We start from the raw sequence: 17980 nt of genomic DNA, 5'->3' as shown, positions 1-17980 counted from the left end.
GACGACATGCGGAGGGGGCCCGCGAACGGGCCCCCTCGGTACGGTCGTACGGCCGTCACTCCTGCTTCTTGCGCCGGGTCCCGAAGACGATCTCGTCCCAGCTCGGGACGGCGGCCCGGCGCCCGGGGCGCACCCCGTCGGCCTCGGCCTGGCGGTCGGTGGCCCCGATGAGACGGTCGCGGTGGGCGCCGACGGAACGCGGCATCAGCACGTCGGCGTAGGCGGAACCGGCCGAGGCCGCCGGGGCGGGCGGCTCCTCCGACGCCGGCTCGGCGGGCTCCTCCTCCACGGAGGGCTCCGCCGTCGGGCGCTCCGGGACCACCAGGTCGCCCCGGAAGCTCGGCACGGCCTCCAACAGGCTGGTCAGCGAGTCACGTTCGCCCGCACCCTCGTCGACGGGCTCCACCGCCGGCGCGGGCAGGCCCGGCCGCTCCCGGTCGAGCGCCCGGTCCAGCGCACGGTCACGCGGCAGCCGGGCGATGCGCGGCACGAACGGAAAGCTGGGCTCCGGCACGGCGAGGTCGTCGGACTCGCCGATCAGCGAGCGCGCCTCGTCGTCGACGGCCTGGACCAGCCGCCGGGGCGGGTCGTACGTCCAGCTCGCCGCGTGCGGTTCGCCCGCGACGCGGTAGACCAGCAGGACCTCCCAGGTGCCGTCGTCGCGGCGCCACGAGTCCCACTGGACGGTGTCCTTCTCGGCGCCGCGCAGCAACAGCCGCTCCTGGACGGCTTCGCCGAGGGGCGGACCGGAGTTCTCGCCGGGTCTGCGGACGGGCGTCTTGCGGGCCCGCTCCGCCATGAAGGCGCGCTCGGCGAGCACCGGACCCTCGAAGCGCCGCACCCGGTCGACGGGGATGCCCGCGAGCTGCGCGACCTCCTCCGCGGTGGCACCGGCTCGTATCCGCGCCTGGATGTCACGGGGGCGGAGATGGCTCTCCACCTCGATCTCGATCTGACCCAGGCGGGGGCGGTCGCCACGGACGGCGGCCCTCAGCCGCTCGTCGATCGGAAGGGTGTACTCCGTTGAGTCGGCAGCCTTGAGCACCAGCCGTGTGCCGTCATTCGAGACGGCCACGACACGCAGTTCGGGCATGGGGACCTCCCGGGTGGTGCCTGCCGACGTCACGTGCGTCGCTGCTTCCGCTAGTCGAGTGTGGCCTGCCCGGGTGCAGCCTGCCACAACCTTGCCGAGTTGCCCGGCGTGTCGGGCACAGGCCCTGGATCGCCGTTATGGCACGGTTACCTATTCGCAACGCTAAGTGACCAAATCTGTCACCCTGTGCAACTAGCCCCCTCCCGGCGGTCCAGCAAGGCCCCGGACACCCCTGGCGGGAGACCGGACCCAGGGCTCGCAACAGTACTCCATTCGGACCACGTGCGTGGATTGGCACGCCGCCCAACTTCTGGCAAGGAGTGCTCCTCGGCCGCCTGTTGACGGGGTCGATGATCATGGTGGTGGTGTACTTCACGTAATCACCGGAACCGGAGCGAAACGTTTCGCTCTTGTGGGCGCCTGTCGTGCGTCCTCCTCCGGTCCGGCTAGGCGCCCAACACCCTGCGGAGGTAGTCGTTCTGGAAGAGCCTGTCCGGATCGAGCCGGTCCCTCAAAGAGGTGAACTCGCCGAAGCGGGGGTAGACCCCGGCGAAGTACTCGGCGTCCCGAGTGTGCACCTTGCCCCAGTGCGGGCGGCCCTCGTGCGCCGTGAAGATCCGCTCGGCGGCGGTGAAGTACGCCTGGTAGGGCGTGCCCCGGAACATGTGGACGGCGATGTAGGCGCTGTCGCGGCCGGACGCGGTGGACAGCGTGATGTCGTCGGCCGGTGCCGTGCGCACCTCCACCGGGAAGCTGACCCTCAGCCGCGAGCGGTCGACCATGGCCTTCAGTTCGCGCAGGGTGTCCGCCACCGCCTCGCGCGGCACGGCGTACTCCATCTCCACGAAGCGCACGCGGCGCGGTGATGTGAAGACCTTGTAGGGGATGTCCGTGTACGTACGGGCGGACAGGGCGCGGCTGGAGATCCGGGCGATCGTCGGCACCGTCCCGGGTGCGGCCCGGCCGACCCACTGGGCCGCCTGGAACACGCCGTTGGAGAGGAACTCGTCCTCGTACCAGCCCGACAGCCGGCCCACCGGCCGCTCCGGGCCCGCGCTGCGGTTGTTGCGCTTGGTGTTGGTGTTGCCGGTGTGCGGGAACCAGTAGAACTCGAAGTGCTCGTTCTCGGCCCAGAGTTCGTCGAACCGGTCGAGCACCCGCGTGAAGGGCATGGGCTCCTCACGGGCCGTCAGCAGGAAGACCGGTTCGACCGCGAAGGTGAGCGCGGTGACGATGCCCAGGGCGCCCAGGCCGATGCGGGCGGCGGCGAAGACCTCCGGGTTCTCCGTCGCGGAGCAGGTGAGGACCGAACCGTCGGCGGTGACCAGCTCCAGGCCCCTGAGCTGGGCGGCGATCGAACCGGAGTCGCGGCCGGTGCCGTGGGTGCCGGTGCTGGTGGCCCCGGAGACCGTCTGCTCCATGATGTCGCCCATGTTGGCGAGCGACAGGCCCTCGCGCGCCAGGGCGGTGTTCAGCCGCTTGAGCGGGGTGCCCGCCTCGACCGTGACCGTCATGGCCCTGCGGTCGACGCGGCGGATGCCCGTGAGCAACTGGGGGCGGATCAGGAGCCCGTCGGTGGCGGCGATGGAGGTGAAGGAGTGCCCGGTGCCGACCGCCTTCACCCGCAGCCCGTCCTCGGCGGCCCGGCGCACGGCCGCGGCCAGCTCGTCCACGGAGGCGGGGGTCACCTCCCGCGCGGGACGGGCGGCCACGTTGCCGCCCCAGTTACGCCACGTGCCGTTCTTTCCGCTCGCTGTGATGCTCAACGATGCCTCCCCGACCCGTGGCCGGCCTGCCGAGCCGGCGGTACCCGAGGAGACCGACCGCCACCGCGACGGCCCCGGACACCACCGGAACCCCGTACCCGGCGCGCGCACCGGCGGCGTCGATCACCCGGCCGGCCACGGAGGAGCCGACCGCGACGCCGACCGCGAGGCCGGTGCTCACCCAGGTCATACCCTCGGTGAGCCGCGCGCGAGGTACGTGCTCTTCGATGAGGGACATCGTCGTGATCATCGTCGGTGCGATGGACAGGCCCGCAACGAACAGCGCCACGGCCAGGAGCGGAAGGCCTCCGACCAGTAGGAGGGGGATCATACTCACGGCCATGGTGCAGACGCCCAGTAGCCACCGGCGTTCCGGCGCCCCGGCGAAGCGCTGCAACCCGAAGACCACCCCGGCCGCGCAGGAACCCGCCGCGTACAGCGCGAGGACCAGGCTCGCCGCGCCCTTGTGGCCGCGCTCGTCCGCGAAGGCGACGGTGACCACGTCGACCGCCCCGAAGATCGCGCCCGTGGCCGCGAACGTCGCCACCAGCACCTGGAGCGCGGGGGAGCGCAGCGCCGTACCGCCGCCGTGGTGCTCGCGCGGGTGCGGCTCGGGCTCGGTGGCCCGCTGCGAGGTCAGCCAGAAGACGCCGGCGGCCAGGAAGCAGGCGGCCAGCAGCGGTCCGGCCTCGGGGAACCAGACGGTGGACAGGCCGATGGAGAGGATCGGCCCGAAGATGAAGCACACCTCGTCGACCACCGACTCGAACGAGTAGGCGGTGTGCAGGTGGGGAGTGCCCCGGTACAGCGCCGCCCAGCGGGCCCGGACCATCGCGCCCAGGCTGGGCACCGTGCCGATCCCGGCCGCGCACACGAACAGCACCCAGTCGGGCCACCGCAGACGCACGGCGAGCAGCAGCCCGGCCGCCGCGGTGAGCGACACCAGTGTCGCGGGGCGCAGCACCCGGCGCTGCCCGTGCAGGTCGACCAGCCGCGAGATCTGCGGTCCGCACACCGCGGCGGCCAGCGCGAGGGTCGCGGTCAGCGCGCCCGCGAGCCCGTAGCGGCCGGTCAGCTGGGAGACCATCGTGACCACGCCGATGCCCATCATCGACAGCGGCATCCGGCCGAGGAGACCCGCGGCGGAGAAGACCCTGGTGCCGGGGGCGGCGAAGAGGGCGCGGTACGGGCTGGGCACGGGGGTCTCCGGGATCCGGTAAGGCGTGAACGCGGCTGATACAGCTTACGAGTGAGGCGACCCCGGCGCACCGGGTGTGCGGCGGGACGAAATATCCCGAACCGTGCCGGTCGCCACGCCGTTCCCCGGCCGTCGGTGCCGGGTGGGAGGATCGACACATGCCAGACGCGCTCGATCCCAGCCCCTACGACGCCCTGCTCCTGCTCTCGTTCGGCGGCCCCGAGGGCCCCGACGACGTGGTCCCGTTCCTGGAGAACGTGACCAGGGGACGCGGCATCCCCAAGGAACGCCTCAAGGAAGTCGGACAGCACTACTTCCTGTTCGGCGGGGTCAGCCCCATCAACGACCAGAACCGTGCGCTGCTCGACGCCCTGCGCAAGGACTTCGCGGACCACGGCCTGGACCTCCCGGTCTACTGGGGCAACCGCAACTGGGCGCCGTACCTCACGGACACGCTGCGTGAGATGGTCGCCGACGGCCGCCGCCGCGTCCTCGTCCTGGCCACCAGCGCCTACGCCTCCTACTCGGGCTGCCGCCAGTACCGCGAGAACCTCGCCGACGCGCTGGCCACCCTGGAGGCCGAGGGCCTCGACCTGCCGAAGATCGACAAGCTGCGGCACTACTTCAACCACCCCGGCTTCGTCGAGCCCATGACCGACGGTGTGCTGCGTGCCCTCGCCGACCTCCCCGAGGACGTGCGCGACCGGGCCCACATCGCCTTCTCCACCCACTCCATCCCGCTCACCGCCGCCGACACCTCCGGCCCGGCCGGGGACGGCGACGGCGGGGCATACGTCCGCCAGCACCTGGACGTGGCCCGGCTGATCGCCGACGCCGTCCGCGAGCGCACCGGCGTCGACCACCCCTGGCAGCTCGTCTACCAGTCCCGCTCAGGCGCCCCGCAGATCCCCTGGCTGGAGCCGGACATCTGCGACCACCTGGAGGAGCGGCACGCCGTCGGCGCCCCGGCCGTCGTCATGGCCCCCATCGGCTTCGTCTCCGACCACATGGAGGTCCTGTACGACCTCGACACGGAGGCCACGGCCAAGGCCGCCGAGCTGGGCCTGCCGGTGCGCCGCTCGGCCACCGTCGGTGCCGACCCGCGCTTCGCCGCGGCGGTCCGCGAGCTGGTCCTGGAGCGCGCCGGTGCGGAGAGCGGCCGCCCGGTCGCGCCCTGCGCCCTCGGCACGCTCGGCGCGAGCCACGACCTGTGCCCGGTCGGCTGCTGCCCCGCCCGTGCCCCGCGGCCCGCCGCCGCGGGCGCCGACAGCCCCTACGCGTGAGGAGTCCCGTGACCGACCCCCTGCACTCGGACCTGCTCGAACTGGCCCGGAAGGCCGCCCGCCGGGCCGGTGAGCTGCTCCGGGACGGCCGCCCGGCCGACCTCGCCGTGGCCGCGACCAAGTCGAGCCCCATCGACGTCGTCACCGAGATGGACATCGCCGCCGAGAAGCTGATCACCGACCTGATCTCCCATGAACGCCCCGACGACGGCTTTCTCGGCGAGGAGGGCGCGTCCATCGAGGGCACGAGCGGTGTGCGCTGGGTGATCGACCCGCTCGACGGCACCGTCAACTACCTGTACGGGCTCCCGACCTGGTCGGTGTCCATCGCGGCCGAGCTGGACGGGGAGACCGTCGCCGGGGTCGTCGAGATCCCGATGCGCGGCGAGACCTTCCACGCGGTGCGCGGCGGTGGCGCCCGGGCCACGGGCGCCTGGGAGGGGGAGCGCGAGCTGGCCTGCCGGCCGGCGCCGCCCCTGGACCAGGCCCTGGTGTCCACCGGCTTCAACTACGTCGCCGAGGTCCGGAGCCACCAGGCGGAGGTCGCCGCGCGGATGATCCCGCTGCTGCGCGACATCCGGCGCGGTGGCTCGGCCGCGATCGACCTGTGCGACCTCGCCGCCGGCCGCCTGGACGGCTACTACGAGCGGGGCCTGAACGCCTGGGACATGGCCGCGGGCGACCTGATCGCCCGGGAGGCGGGCGCGCTGACCGGCGGGCGCCCGAACGCGCGCCCCTCGCGCGATCTGCTGGTCGCCGGCACCCCCGGCGTCTTCGAGCCCCTCCAGGCCCACCTGGAGGACCTGGGCGCCTGGCACGACTGAGCCCCGGCGCGATCAGGAGCGGGGCCCGGCACGGTCAGGAGCGAGCCGCGGCAAGGTCAGGAGCGGAAACGACGGACCCCGGCGCTGGATTCGCCGGGGTCCGTCGTTGTGCTGCCGGGCTGGTCAGACGCTGGTCGCACCGACCTCCACACCGTGTTCGGCGGCGAGGCGGCGCAGGTCGTCGAGCTCGCCCTGCTCCACCTCGACGAGGAAGTCGTCGCCCTCGTCGCGAGCCCGCGACAGGTCGGACTCGGTCGTCTTTATGCGCTGCAGAAGTCCTGTGGTGAATGCGTCCATGCTGCGCCCCCTCGTCCAGGGTCGTGGGTCGGTGGCACGGGGGTGTGCCGTTCGGAAGGGGCGATCACGTCTCTCACAGGTGCCCAGCGCTGCCCGCTGGGCGGCGACGGTGCCGGACACCCACGCCCACTCTGCGGGAAGCGGATCGCGAGGTACCGCATGTGGTGCGGCACATGCAGAGCGTGATCGCGGGGTGTAAATCCGTCCTCCCCCCGCTCCCTTCCGAAGAAACCTCAACCCGAGGAGAAAATCTCGCATTCCCGCTCCGGGCACCCGTTTCCTCCGGCCCCACCCCGCCTTACCCCCGACTTATGGCCGAAAAGGGCAGGATGGAGGTCACACCCCACGGACGACCCCTGCCCGCGTGCGCTCGCGAGGAGCGACGCGGGCGGACACAGGAAGGACAAGCGACGTGCGCGTACTCGTCGTCGAGGACGAGCAACTGCTCGCCGATGCGGTGGCCACCGGACTGCGCCGGGAGGCCATGGCCGTCGACGTCGTGTACGACGGTGCGGCCGCCCTGGAGCGCATCGGCGTCAACGACTACGACGTGGTCGTCCTCGACCGCGACCTCCCGCTCGTGCACGGCGACGACGTCTGCCGCAAGATCGTCGAACTGGGCATGCCCACGCGCGTGCTGATGCTCACCGCCTCCGGCGACGTCAGCGACCGCGTCGAGGGACTGGAGATCGGCGCCGACGACTACCTGCCCAAGCCCTTCGCGTTCAGCGAGCTCATCGCGCGCGTGCGCGCGCTGGGCCGGCGCACCAGCATCCCGCTCCCGCCCGTCCTGGAGCGCGCCGGGATCAAGCTCGACCCCAACCGCCGCGAGGTCTTCCGCGACGGCAAGGAGGTCCAGCTCGCGCCCAAGGAGTTCGCCGTCCTGGAGGTGCTGATGCGCAGCGAGGGCGCGGTGGTCTCCGCCGAGCAGCTCCTGGAGAAGGCGTGGGACGAGAACACCGACCCCTTCACCAACGTCGTCCGGGTCACCGTCATGACACTCCGCCGCAAGCTGGGCGAACCGCCCGTCATCGTCACCGTCCCCGGCTCGGGCTACCGGATCTGATGACCGTGGCCGCCACCCCCACGCACCCCCAGGCACCCCCGAAACCCACCTGGGACCCGAGACGCCCGCAGCCCCCGTACCCCTGGCTGCGCCCCACGATCCGGATACGGCTGACGCTGCTGTACGGCGGGATGTTCCTGATCGCCGGCATCCTGCTGCTGTCGATCATCTACCTGCTGGCCGCACAGGCGATCAACACGGGCAACCAGCCCCTGTTCAAGATCGTCAACTTCACGGACCTCAAGGTCTCCAGCGACAACTGCCCCGCGATCAACACGACCAGCCTGCCGCTGGCCGACTTCAACGACGCGATCAGCCAGTGCGTCGACCACCAGCGCCAGGTCGCCCTGGACAACCTGCTCAGCCGCTCGCTGCTGGCCCTGCTGGGCCTCGCGGTGATCGCCTTCGCGTTCGGCTACGCGATGGCGGGCCGGGTGCTCACCCCGCTCGGCCGGATCACCCGTACCGCGCGCGCGGTGGCGGGCTCCGACCTGTCCCGGCGGATCGAGCTGGACGGCCCGGACGACGAGCTGAAGGAGCTGGCCGACACCCTGGACGACATGCTGGAGCGACTGGAGCGCGCCTTCACCGCCCAGCAGCGCTTCGTCGGCAACGCCTCGCACGAGCTGCGCACACCGCTCGCGATCAACCGCACGCTGCTGGAGGTCCATCTGTCGGACCCGCACGCGCCCGTGGAGCTCCAGCAGCTCGGCAAGACGCTGCTGGCCACCAACGAGCGCAGCGAGCAGCTGGTGGAGGGCCTGCTGCTGCTCGCCCGCAGCGACAACCAGATCGTGGAGCGCAAGCCCGTCGACCTCGCCGAGGTGGCCACGCAGGCCGTCGACCAGGTGCACGGGGAGGCCGAGGCCAAGGGCGTCCGGATCCGCGGCGAGCGCAGGCCCGCCGTGGTCCAGGGCAACGGCGTGCTGCTGGAGCGCATCGCGCTGAACCTCGTGCAGAACGCCGTACGGTACAACGTGCCCGAGGACGGCTGGGTGGAGGTGACGACCGACGTCCAGCACGGACAGGCGGTGCTCACGGTCTCGAACACCGGGCCGGTGGTGCCGGCGTACGAGATCGACAACCTCTTCGAGCCGTTCCGGCGGCTGCGCACGGAGCGTACGGGCAGCGACAAGGGTGTGGGCCTCGGGCTTTCGATCGTGCGGTCGGTGGCCCGGGCGCACGGCGGACACATCGCCGCCCAGCCGAGAGAAGGGGGCGGGCTCGTGATGCGGGTCACTTTTCCGATCTGATCCGACCTCGATCGGGCCGCCGACACACGCGGAGATGTTCGCTCGACGCGGAATTTTCCGGGTGCCCTTCCAGGGTGTCCGTGTGTGATCGATCACAAAGGCGATTTTCCGGCCATCCACTCTCCGTGATCATGATTCTGGGTGGAAAGCCGGGAAAATCCTGGTTTTCGGGGGTCTTGATCACGGGAAGTACACGGTGAGACGCCTTTGAGGTGCGGCGTTCGGACCGTGTACGGTCCCCTTCGCCATCCAAGCCGATCACTCTTGAGGAGTCCGGTTGGGTGTCGATTGAGTAACAGACCTTGATGTGAGGCAAAATCTCCGCCTCGGGTCGGGCACAAGTCCGGCCTCTCACGCGTTACGTGCGCTGGAGACACCGCAGACACCCAGAGGGGGAGAGCGACATGGCAACCGATTACGACACTCCACGCAAGACCGACGACGACGTCGACTCGGACAGCCTTGAAGAGCTGAAGGCCCGGCGGAACGACAAGTCCACCTCCGCAGTGGACGTCGACGAGTTCGAGGCCGCAGAGGGTCTGGAACTGCCCGGCGCCGACCTCTCGAACGAGGAGCTGGCCGTCCGTGTCCTGCCCAAGCAGCAGGACGAGTTCACGTGCATGAGCTGCTTCCTCGTGCACCACCGCAGCCAGCTGGCCCGGGAGAAGAACGGTCAGCCGATCTGCCGCGACTGCGACTGAGGCGGGGTCGGCCGTGACTGGCTCGACCCCACCCCGGAAGCGCCGTTTCCCCCTGGGGGGAGCGGACCAGGGGCCGCCCGACGGCCCGCGCGCGCGTGAGGACGAGCGGGGCTCAACCGACGGGGGAGCCTCGCTCGAACCGGCGGGCCGGAGTGACCTCCCGGTGCCGGCGGAACAGCCCGCGCCCGTCGCGAGACGACGGGTGGCGGCCGTTCGCGACAAGGCCCGGGACCTCGCCCGGGAAGGCGCCAGGCTGGGCGGCGAGGGCGTCCGCAAGGGCGGTGACCGGGCGAGGGCCGCGCTGGGGCATCTCGCGGACCGGATCATCGACATCGCCCCGCGCGTCCCCGTGCGCGACCTCGCGACGCTGCGGCGGCAGTTCCCGGGCCTCGGGCCCGAGCAGATCGCCGACAAGCTCGTCAGCGGCGCGGCGAACGGCACCTCCACGGTCGGGGCCGGCATCGGTGCCGCCGCGATGCTGCCGGTGCCGCCCGCGATGCCGACGGAACTGGCGGCGGAGATCACGGGGGTCGCGGTGATCGAGCTGAAGCTCATCGCCGAGCTCCACGAGGTCTACGGCCTGCGCCCGCCCGGCGGCCGCCTGGAGCGCAGCACCGCGTATCTGTCCTCCTGGTCGGGGGAGCGCGGGATCGACGTGTCCAAGCCGTCGACGATCGACGTGGCCCTCGGCGGCCGGATGAAGCGAGAACTGCGGCAGCAGATCATGAAGCGGATGGTGCGCGACCTGCCGAACCTGATGCCGTTCATGGTCGGGGCCGCGGTAGGGGCGATGATGAACCGCCGCGACACCAGGAAGCTGGCCGCCCGGGTCCGGGCCGACCTGCGCAAGATCCAGGTCCGCTGGGAGGACCTGCCGGAGCTGCCCCCGCTGGAACCCCCGGTGAACCCGCTGGAGCCGGGCGACATCCCGGGCGAACTCAACCCCTGACGTACCGGGTGCCGCGCGCGCCGGAACATGTCCTGAATCGAACGGACCCCGTCTCCCCGCCCCGCACGGCCCCGTCCTCGCGCCCCCGGAGTGCGTCCTACGCCTTCGTCTCCCGCGCCGCCCGGATCGCCTCCGCGAGCCTCTCCGGCTCCCGGGTGGACAGGTACAGGTACGGGGTCGGGTCGGCCGGGTCGGTCACCTCCACCCGCAGGGCCCGGGGGATGTACGCGCGCAGCAGGAGGAACGCGCGGGTGTCCGCCTTGTATGTGCGCCAGGCCCGTGCCTCCTCCGGGTCGAGCACCTCCGCCTCCCCGAGGGCCGACACCGGGATCTTCGCCTCGCCCGCGATCAGGTGGTCGCCCACGACGCGGATGCGCAGGGAGCCGTACGAACTGGCCGTCACCGCGGCCGCCGCCGTGCCGCCCACCAGCCCGCCCAGCATCGGCAGCGTGCCGAACGGCAGCAGGATCAGGGCGAACGAGACGCCCACCAGGAAACTGATCAGCCACCAGGAGCGCGGGGCGGTGAGGCGTTCTTCGTACGGGGTGGCGGAGAGCTGCATACGGCCAAGCTTGGCACGGTGTCCGGAGTGTGCCGACGCGCGGGTAAGGTCTGCGGCTGTGAGTGGTCGTTCCTCAACCCTTCAGCCTCCCGCCGGCGCCGTGACACCGGTGCGGCACCCCGACGCTCCCGCGCCCGGCGACGTCATCGGCTCCCACTACGAGCAGTGTTTCGGCTGTGGCCACGGGCAACCCCACGGACTACGCCTGGAGGCGCGGGCCGGCGAGGGCGTCACGCTCACCGCGGAGTTCACCGTGCAGCCCGCCCACCAGGGCGCCCCCGGCCTCGCCCACGGCGGGGTGCTGACCGCGGCCCTGGACGAGACGCTGGGCTCCCTGAACTGGCTGCTGCGGACCATCGCCGTGACCGGACGGCTGGAGACCGACTTCCTGCGGCCCGTGCCGGTCGGCGCCACGCTGTACCTGGAGGCCGAGATCACCGCCGTGGCCGACCGCAAGATCTACTCGACCGCGACCGGCCGGCTCGACGGCCCCCGCGGCCCCGTCGCCGTGCGCGCCGACGCCCTCTTCGTCGAGGTCGAGATCGACCACTTCGTCGACCACGGCCGGCCGGAGGAGATCAAGGCCGCGATGGACGACCCCGACCACCTCCGCCGGGTCCGCGCCTTCGAGGTGAACCCGTGAGCCCCCTGGACGTCCTGATCCGGCGCGTCGACCCCGACGTACCGCTTCCGACGTACGAGCACCCCGGGGACGCGGGCGCCGATCTGCGCACGACCGAGGGGCGTGAACTGGCGCCCGGGGAGCGTGCCGTACTGCCCACGGGGGTGTCGATCGCCCTCCCGGAGGGGTACGCGGCCTTTGTGCATCCCCGGTCGGGGCTGGCCGCCCGCTGCGGTGTGGCCCTGGTGAATGCCCCGGGGACGGTTGATGCCGGGTACCGTGGGGAGATCAAGGTGATCGTGGTGAATCTCGACCCGCGCGAGGCCGTGCGGTTCGAGCGCTTCGACCGGATCGCCCAACTGGTCGTCCAGAAGGTCGAGAGGGTCCGCTTCCAGGAGGTCGCGGAACTTCCCGACTCGGCACGGGCCGAGGGGGGCTTCGGGTCCACCGGCGGTCATGCGGCGGTGGGCGACGTGAGCGGCACAAACGGTCGGGCCGCCGAGGGCGGCCGGACGGGTGGGAATCGATACGCTTCGGTCGTATCCGACCGGGAAGGACAGTGACGTGTTCGGACGTCGCAACAAGAAGGGTGCCGCCGAGGACGCGGCCGGCGAGGCCGAGCAGGTCGTCGACAGCGTCGACACCGAGGCGGACGAGGACGTGGAGCGCGACCGCGTACGGCTCGAACCGGAGCCGCGGCCCGACGGGCCCTGGGACGCCACCGAGGTGCGCGAGCCCGGCGAGGGCCGGGTGGACCTCGGCGGTCTGTTCGTGCCGGGCGTCGACGGCATGGAGCTGCGGGTCGAGGTCGCGGGCGACGCCATCGTCGCGGCGACCGTCGTGCTGCGCGACAGCGCCGTCCAGCTCCAGGGCTTCGCCGCACCCAAGCGTGAGGGCATCTGGGGCGAGGTGCGCGAGGAGATCGCGACCGGCATCACCCAGCAGGGCGGCATCGTCGACGAGGTCGAGGGTCCGCTGGGCTGGGAGCTGCGGGCCCAGGTGCCGGTACAGCTGCCCGACGGCACGGGCGGTTTCCAGGTCGTGCGGTTCGTCGGCGTGGACGGTCCGCGCTGGTTCCTGCGCGGTGTGATCTCGGGCCAGGGCGCGGTGCAGCCGCAGGCCGCCGGGCTCCTGGAGCAGATTTTCCGGGACACGGTCGTGGTGCGCGGCGACGGCCCGATGGCGCCTCGCGACCCGATCGTCCTGAAGTTGCCGAACGACGCCCAGATGGTTCCCGAGGGCGTCCAGCAGGAGGAGGGCTCGCGCTTCTCCGGCGGCATGGGCCAGCTCCAGCGCGGACCGGAGATCACCGAAGTCCGCTGAGAACCACCGGAACACGGGCCGCGCCCCTCGGGGGTGCGGCCCTTTCCCGTGTTCCGTCCGCCTCCCGCCCGTCGTGCGGGAGCCCCTTGCGTCAGGGATGCGTCAAAGATGCCCGCCGTCCGACGCCCCGTCCCTGATGTCCGGATTGTTGGCCGTAAGGTCGACGCTGCGTAGGCGGCAGTCACCGGAAGACAATGGGGCCATGGCACGCGGCAAGCTTCGGATCTACCTCGGCGCGGCACCGGGCGTGGGCAAGACCTACGCCATGCTCTCCGAGGCGCACCGCCGTGTGGAGCGGGGCACCGACTGCGTCGTGGGCTTCGTCGAGCACCACGACCGACCCCGCACCGAGGTGATGCTGCACGGCCTGGAGCAGGTGCCGCGCCGGGAGCTGGAGTACCGCGGCGCACGCTTCACCGAGATGGACGTGGACGCCGTGCTGGCCCGCCGGCCCCGGGTCGCCCTGGTGGACGAACTCGCCCACACCAACGTCCCCGGCTCCCGCAACACCAAGCGCTGGCAGGACGTCGAGGAACTGCTCGCGGCCGGCGTCGACGTCGTCTCCACCGTCAACATCCAGCACCTGGAGTCGCTCGGCGACGTGGTCGAGTCGATCACCGGGGTGCGGCAGCAGGAGACGGTGCCCGACGAGGTCGTACGACGGGCCGACCAGATCGAACTGGTCGACATGTCACCCCAGGCGCTGCGCCGCCGCATGGCGCACGGCAACATCTACCAGCCCGACAAGGTGGACGCGGCCCTGTCCAACTACTTCCGCCCCGGCAACCTCACCGCCCTGCGCGAACTGGCGCTGCTGTGGGTGGCCGACCGGGTCGACGAGTACCTGAAGCAGTACCGCAGCGAGCACCGCGTGTCCCGGATCTGGGGCTCGCGCGAGCGGATCGTCGTCGGCCTGACCGGCGGACCCGAGGGACGCACACTGATCCGCAGGGCCGCGCGGCTCGCCGAGAAGGGCGCGGGCGGCGAGGTGCTCGCCGTCTACATCGCCCTCAGCGACGGACTGACCTCCGCCTCCCCGAAGGAGCTGGCCGTCCAGCGCACCCTGGTCGAAGACCTCGGCGGAACCTTTCACCATGTCGTCGGCGACGACATACCCGCCGCCCTGCTCGACTTCGCGCGCGGCGTCAACGCCACCCAGATCGTCCTCGGCTCCTCGCGCCGCAAGGCGTGGCAGTACGTCTTCGGACCCGGCGTCGGCGCCACGGTCGCCCGTGAGTCGGGGTCCGACCTCGACGTGCACATCGTCACCCACGACGAGGTCGCCAAGGGCCGCGGACTGCCCGTCGCCCGGGGCGCCCGGCTCGGCCGCGCCCGCATCGTCTCCGGCTGGCTGGTCGGCGCCGCGGGCCCGGCCCTCATGGCGCTGCTGCTCAACACCGTCGACCTCGGCCTGGCCAACGACATGCTGCTGTTCCTGGCGCTCACCGTCGCGGCGGCCCTGCTCGGCGGTCTGCTGCCCGCCCTCGCCTCGGCCGCCTTCGGCTCCCTGCTGCTGAACTACTACTACACACCGCCCCTGCACCGCTTCACCGTCTCCGACCCGAAGAACATCGTCGCCATCGCGATCTTCGTCGGTGTCGCCGTGTCCGTGGCCTCCGTCGTCGACCTCGCGGCCCGCCGCACCCACCAGGCCGCCCGGCTGCGCGCCGAGGCCGAGATCCTGTCCTTCCTCGCGGGGAACGTGCTGCGCGGCGAGACCGGCCTGGAGGAACTGCTGGAACGGGTGCGGGAGACCTTCGGCATGGAGTCGGCGGCCCTGCTGGAGCGGGCCGGCGACGTCGAGCCCTGGACCTGCGCCGGGCGTGCCGGCTTCGGCAGACCCCTGGAGCGGCCGGAGGACGCCGACGTCGACATGCCCGTCGGCGACCACATGGCGCTCGCCCTCACCGGCCGCGTCCTGCCCGCCGAGGACCGCCGGGTGCTCGCCGCGTTCGCCGCCCAGGCCGCCGTCGTCCTCGACCGCCGGCGCCTGCGCGAGGAGGCCGACCGGGCCGGCGCGCTCGCCGAGGGCAACCGCATCCGCACCGCCCTGCTCGCCGCCGTCAGCCACGACCTGCGCACCCCGCTCGCCGGCATCAAGGCGGCCGTCACCTCGCTGCGCTCCGACGACGTCGACTGGTCCGAGGAGGACCGGGCCGAACTCCTGGAAGGCATCGAGGAGGGCGCCGATCGCCTCGACCACCTCGTGGGCAACCTGCTCGACATGTCCCGGCTCCAGACCGGCACGATCGCCCCCGTCGTCCGTGAGATCGACCTCGACGAGGTGGTGCCGATGGCGTTGGTCGGTGTGCCCGAGGACAGCGTGGACCTGGACATCGGGGAGACCCTGCCGATGGTCGCCGTCGACCCCGGGCTCCTGGAGCGGTCGGTGGCCAACCTGGTGGAGAACGCCGTCAAGTACAGCCCGCAGGAGCGGCGCGTCCTGGTCGCCGCCAGCGCCATCGCCGACCGCGTCGAGGTACGGGTGGTGGACCGCGGGCCCGGCGTCCCCGACGACGCCAAGGACCGCATCTTCGAGCCCTTCCAGCGCTACGGCGACGCCCCGCGCGGTGCCGGGGTCGGCCTCGGCCTCGCGGTCGCCCGCGGTTTCGCCGAGGCCATGGGCGGCACCCTGAACGCCGAGGACACGCCGGGTGGCGGCCTGACCATGGTGCTGAGCCTGCGCGCGGCAGGATCACGTCCCGGGCCCGTCCCCGCCGAAGGAGCGGAGACGGCCGTCACACCGGAGAGGCAGGTGTCATGACCCGGGTGCTCGTGGTCGACGACGAACCGCAGATCGTGCGCGCGCTCGTGATCAACCTCAGGGCGCGCGCGTACGAGGTCGACGCGGCGGCCGACGGCAGGAGCGCCCTCGAACTGGCCGCCTCCCGCCACCCCGACGTGATCGTGCTCGACCTGGGGCTGCCCGACATGGACGGCGTCGAGGTGATCAAGGGGCTGCGGGGCTGGACCCGGGTGCCGATCCTGGTCCTGTCGGCCCGGCACTCCTCGGACGAGAAGGTCGAGGCGCTGGACGCGGGCGCCGACGACTATGTGACCAAGCCGTTCGGGATGGACGAACTGCTGGCCCGGCTGCGGGCCGCCGTGCGGCGTGCCGAGCCGGTCGCCGGGGGCGGGGAGGACGAGGTGCTCGTCGAGACCGCGGGCTTCACGGTCGACCTCGCCGCGAAGAAGGTCAACCGGGGCGGCAGGGACGTGCGCCTGACGCCGACGGAGTGGCACCTGCTGGAGGTGCTGGTGCGCAACACCGGTCGCCTCGTCAGCCAGAAACAGCTGCTCCAGGAGGTGTGGGGCCCGTCGTACGGCACGGAGACGAACTATCTGCGCGTCTACATGGCCCAACTCCGCCGCAAACTCGAATCGAACCCGTCCCACCCGAAGCACTTCATCACCGAGCCGGGGATGGGCTACCGGTTCGAGAGGTGAGCGGGGGCGGTTGATGGGGGCGGAGGCTGGAGTTCTCCGGGTGGCGTGGCGTGGCGTGGCGGAGGTGGTGGGGCTTCGGGTGCGAGGAGTGAGCGCGGGTGCTGCTGGGGGTTCGGGGGGGCGTCACGCGGAGGATGCGGCATCACCGAGCCGGGGATGGGTTAGCGGTTCGCGAGGTGGGCGCGGGTGGTTGATGGGGTTCTGGGGGCTGGAGTTTCCGGGTGTCGGTTCGAGCGTCAGTTCGTAGGGGTTCGGTCCCTCGGGTGGGCCCCGGTACGCTTTGGATATGAGTGCTGTTCCTCGTTCCGAGAAGCCGGTGAGTCGGTTCCGCCGTATGCTCGACCGGCTCTCCTCGTCCCAGGAGGACCTGGAGTCGGAGGAGCTGCGGGAGGACACCGAGACCGCGGGGTGCACCCGTATCGGTGACTGCAGGGACCGGCAGATCGTGACGGTAACTGGTACGTTGCGCACGGTCACCCTGCGGCCGCGGGCCGGCGTCCCGGCCCTGGAGGCCGAACTGTTCGACGGCACCGCCGCGCTGGACGTGGTGTGGCTCGGCAGACGCTCCATCGTCGGGATAGAGCCCGGGCGCAAGCTGATCGCATCGGGCCGGATCTCGATGAGCCGGGGCCGCCGGGTGCTGTTCAATCCCAAGTACGAACTGAGACCCCTCGGACGGGAGTAGCCGGTGACGTCACTCGACAAGCCGACGGAAGACGCCCAGCGGCAGGCCGAAGCGCGGGCGGTGACCGAGGCCGCGCTGTTCGAGGCGTTCGGCGGCGTCCGGGGCATGGTCGAGACGGTCCTGCCCGGACTCCTCTTCGTCACCATCTTCACGATCAACAAGGACCTGCACTGGTCGGCGATCGCCGCCCTCGCGGTGTCCTTGATCCTGGTCGTGGTGCGGCTGGCGATGAAGGACACCGTCAAACACGCCTTCAGCGGGGTCTTCGGCGTGGCCTTCGGCGTCGTCTTCGCGATGATGACGGGCAACGCCAAGGACTTCTATCTGCCGGGCATGCTGTACACGCTGGGCCTCGCCCTCGCGTACATCGTCACCACCCTCGCGGGCGTGCCCCTGATCGGACTCATCCTCGGCCCGGTGTTCAAGGAGAACCTCTCCTGGCGCACCCGCAACCCCGGCCGCAAGAAGGCGTACGCCAAGGCCAGCTGGGCCTGGGGCCTGATCCTGCTCGCCAAGTGCGCGATCCTCTTCCCGCTCTACTGGTGGGCCGACACCACCCAGCTCGGCTGGGTCCTCGTCATCCTGAAGATCCCGCCGTTCCTGCTGGCCGTCTGGCTGACGTGGGTCTTCCTGGCGAAGGCGCCCGCGCCGATCGACGTGTTCGCGGAGATGGAGGCGGAGGAGAAGGCCGAGGAGGAACGGAAGGCGGCGCTCGCCCAGGAGACCGGCGAGACCCCGACCGGCGGCCGCCACCGCAGATAGGCACCGCGGGCCGGCACGAGCCGGCCGACAGGCACGAGGCGGCCGGGTGGACGGTGGCCGTGCCGCTACGACGTGGAGGGGGGGGCCCGGGGGGGCCCGGGGCCCCCCCCCCACCAGACGCCGGGGGAAACCCTCGGGGCCCCCGCGCC

At 71.8% G+C, this 17980-nt stretch carries 18 protein-coding genes; 13 read left to right on the top strand and 5 right to left on the bottom strand.

Annotated features, from left to right (window positions below; translation table 11 throughout):
* Positions 1 to 55: 55 nt before the first annotated feature.
* From sepH to AB0F77_RS23895, 3 genes are all read right to left on the bottom strand, one after another.
* Complete coding sequence (gene sepH, locus AB0F77_RS23905) at positions 56 to 1093, bottom strand: septation protein SepH (protein ID WP_361952133.1); 1038 nt, start codon at positions 1091 to 1093, stop codon at positions 56 to 58.
* Between the two features lie 446 nt (positions 1094 to 1539).
* On the bottom strand, positions 1540 to 2859 hold the full coding sequence (locus tag AB0F77_RS23900) for a D-arabinono-1,4-lactone oxidase (RefSeq protein WP_361952130.1): 1320 nt from the start codon (positions 2857 to 2859) through the stop codon (positions 1540 to 1542).
* Positions 2819 to 4057: an MFS transporter gene (locus AB0F77_RS23895; protein WP_361952127.1), complete on the bottom strand. Its 1239-nt coding sequence runs from the start codon at positions 4055 to 4057 to the stop codon at positions 2819 to 2821. The genes AB0F77_RS23900 and AB0F77_RS23895 overlap by 41 nt, the downstream gene beginning before the upstream one ends.
* Positions 4058 to 4215: 158 nt before the next feature.
* On the opposite strand from AB0F77_RS23895, the gene AB0F77_RS23890 reads away from it, so the two are divergent.
* Both AB0F77_RS23890 and AB0F77_RS23885 read left to right on the top strand, forming a co-directional pair.
* The gene (locus AB0F77_RS23890; protein WP_361952124.1) at positions 4216 to 5340 is read left to right on the top strand and encodes a ferrochelatase; all 1125 of its coding nucleotides are present in this window, start codon (positions 4216 to 4218) and stop codon (positions 5338 to 5340) included.
* An 8-nt stretch (positions 5341 to 5348) separates the two neighbouring features.
* Positions 5349 to 6164 (top strand): inositol monophosphatase family protein, encoded by an 816-nt coding sequence (locus AB0F77_RS23885; RefSeq protein WP_361952121.1) that lies wholly within the window; start codon positions 5349 to 5351, stop codon positions 6162 to 6164.
* 123 nt (positions 6165 to 6287) lie between these two features.
* Here the strand turns inward: AB0F77_RS23885 and AB0F77_RS23880 are convergent, their stop codons facing one another.
* Complete coding sequence (locus tag AB0F77_RS23880) at positions 6288 to 6461, bottom strand: hypothetical protein (RefSeq protein WP_361952118.1); 174 nt, start codon at positions 6459 to 6461, stop codon at positions 6288 to 6290.
* Positions 6462 to 6873: 412 nt separating this feature from the next.
* Between AB0F77_RS23880 and AB0F77_RS23875 the strand changes: the two genes are divergently transcribed.
* The 4 genes from AB0F77_RS23875 (at position 6874) to AB0F77_RS23860 (ending at position 10430) form a co-directional block, all read left to right on the top strand.
* Positions 6874 to 7527 carry a response regulator transcription factor gene (locus tag AB0F77_RS23875; RefSeq protein ID WP_355171385.1) on the top strand — a complete coding sequence of 218 codons (654 nt, stop codon included), beginning with the start codon at positions 6874 to 6876 and terminating at the stop codon, positions 7525 to 7527.
* Positions 7528 to 7532: 5 nt separating this feature from the next.
* Positions 7533 to 8780: a HAMP domain-containing sensor histidine kinase gene (locus AB0F77_RS23870; RefSeq protein WP_361952418.1), complete on the top strand. Its 1248-nt coding sequence runs from the start codon at positions 7533 to 7535 to the stop codon at positions 8778 to 8780.
* 404 nt (positions 8781 to 9184) lie between these two features.
* Complete coding sequence (locus tag AB0F77_RS23865) at positions 9185 to 9481, top strand: DUF4193 domain-containing protein (protein WP_005481602.1); 297 nt, start codon at positions 9185 to 9187, stop codon at positions 9479 to 9481.
* Between the two features lie 13 nt (positions 9482 to 9494).
* Positions 9495 to 10430: a hypothetical protein gene (locus AB0F77_RS23860; protein WP_361952114.1), complete on the top strand. Its 936-nt coding sequence runs from the start codon at positions 9495 to 9497 to the stop codon at positions 10428 to 10430.
* 97 nt (positions 10431 to 10527) lie between these two features.
* Here the strand turns inward: AB0F77_RS23860 and AB0F77_RS23855 are convergent, their stop codons facing one another.
* Positions 10528 to 10992 carry a DUF3093 domain-containing protein gene (locus AB0F77_RS23855; protein ID WP_361952111.1) on the bottom strand — a complete coding sequence of 155 codons (465 nt, stop codon included), beginning with the start codon at positions 10990 to 10992 and terminating at the stop codon, positions 10528 to 10530.
* A 58-nt stretch (positions 10993 to 11050) separates the two neighbouring features.
* Between AB0F77_RS23855 and AB0F77_RS23850 the strand changes: the two genes are divergently transcribed.
* The 7 genes from AB0F77_RS23850 to AB0F77_RS23820 all read left to right on the top strand — a co-directional run bounded on the left by AB0F77_RS23850 (position 11051) and on the right by AB0F77_RS23820 (position 17831).
* Positions 11051 to 11635: a PaaI family thioesterase gene (locus tag AB0F77_RS23850; protein WP_361952108.1), complete on the top strand. Its 585-nt coding sequence runs from the start codon at positions 11051 to 11053 to the stop codon at positions 11633 to 11635.
* Entirely contained in the window at positions 11632 to 12177 is a 546-nt protein-coding gene (gene dut, locus AB0F77_RS23845) for a dUTP diphosphatase (RefSeq protein WP_361952105.1), read from the top strand. The genes AB0F77_RS23850 and dut overlap by 4 nt, the downstream gene beginning before the upstream one ends.
* A gap of 1 nt (position 12178) precedes the next feature.
* Entirely contained in the window at positions 12179 to 12937 is a 759-nt protein-coding gene (locus AB0F77_RS23840) for a DUF3710 domain-containing protein (protein ID WP_361952102.1), read from the top strand.
* Positions 12938 to 13139: 202 nt separating this feature from the next.
* Positions 13140 to 15701, top strand: coding sequence for an ATP-binding protein (locus AB0F77_RS23835; protein ID WP_361952099.1), 2562 nt, complete (start codon positions 13140 to 13142; stop codon positions 15699 to 15701).
* Positions 15698 to 16384, top strand: a complete 687-nt coding sequence (locus tag AB0F77_RS23830) for a response regulator (RefSeq protein ID WP_361952096.1) — start codon at positions 15698 to 15700, stop codon at positions 16382 to 16384. The genes AB0F77_RS23835 and AB0F77_RS23830 overlap by 4 nt, the downstream gene beginning before the upstream one ends.
* Positions 16385 to 16670: 286 nt before the next feature.
* A complete protein-coding gene (locus AB0F77_RS23825; protein ID WP_361952093.1) occupies positions 16671 to 17069 on the top strand; it encodes an OB-fold nucleic acid binding domain-containing protein in 399 nt (132 codons plus the stop codon).
* Between the two features lie 3 nt (positions 17070 to 17072).
* Positions 17073 to 17831: a DUF3159 domain-containing protein gene (locus AB0F77_RS23820; protein WP_361952090.1), complete on the top strand. Its 759-nt coding sequence runs from the start codon at positions 17073 to 17075 to the stop codon at positions 17829 to 17831.
* The last annotated feature ends 149 nt before the right edge of the window (positions 17832 to 17980 follow it).

This window comes from Streptomyces sp. NPDC026672 (assembly GCF_040638185.1).
Lineage (GTDB): Bacteria > Actinomycetota > Actinomycetes > Streptomycetales > Streptomycetaceae > Streptomyces.
Note: the sequence above shows the minus strand (reverse complement) of the source record. Positions and strands in the feature narration are given on the sequence as shown.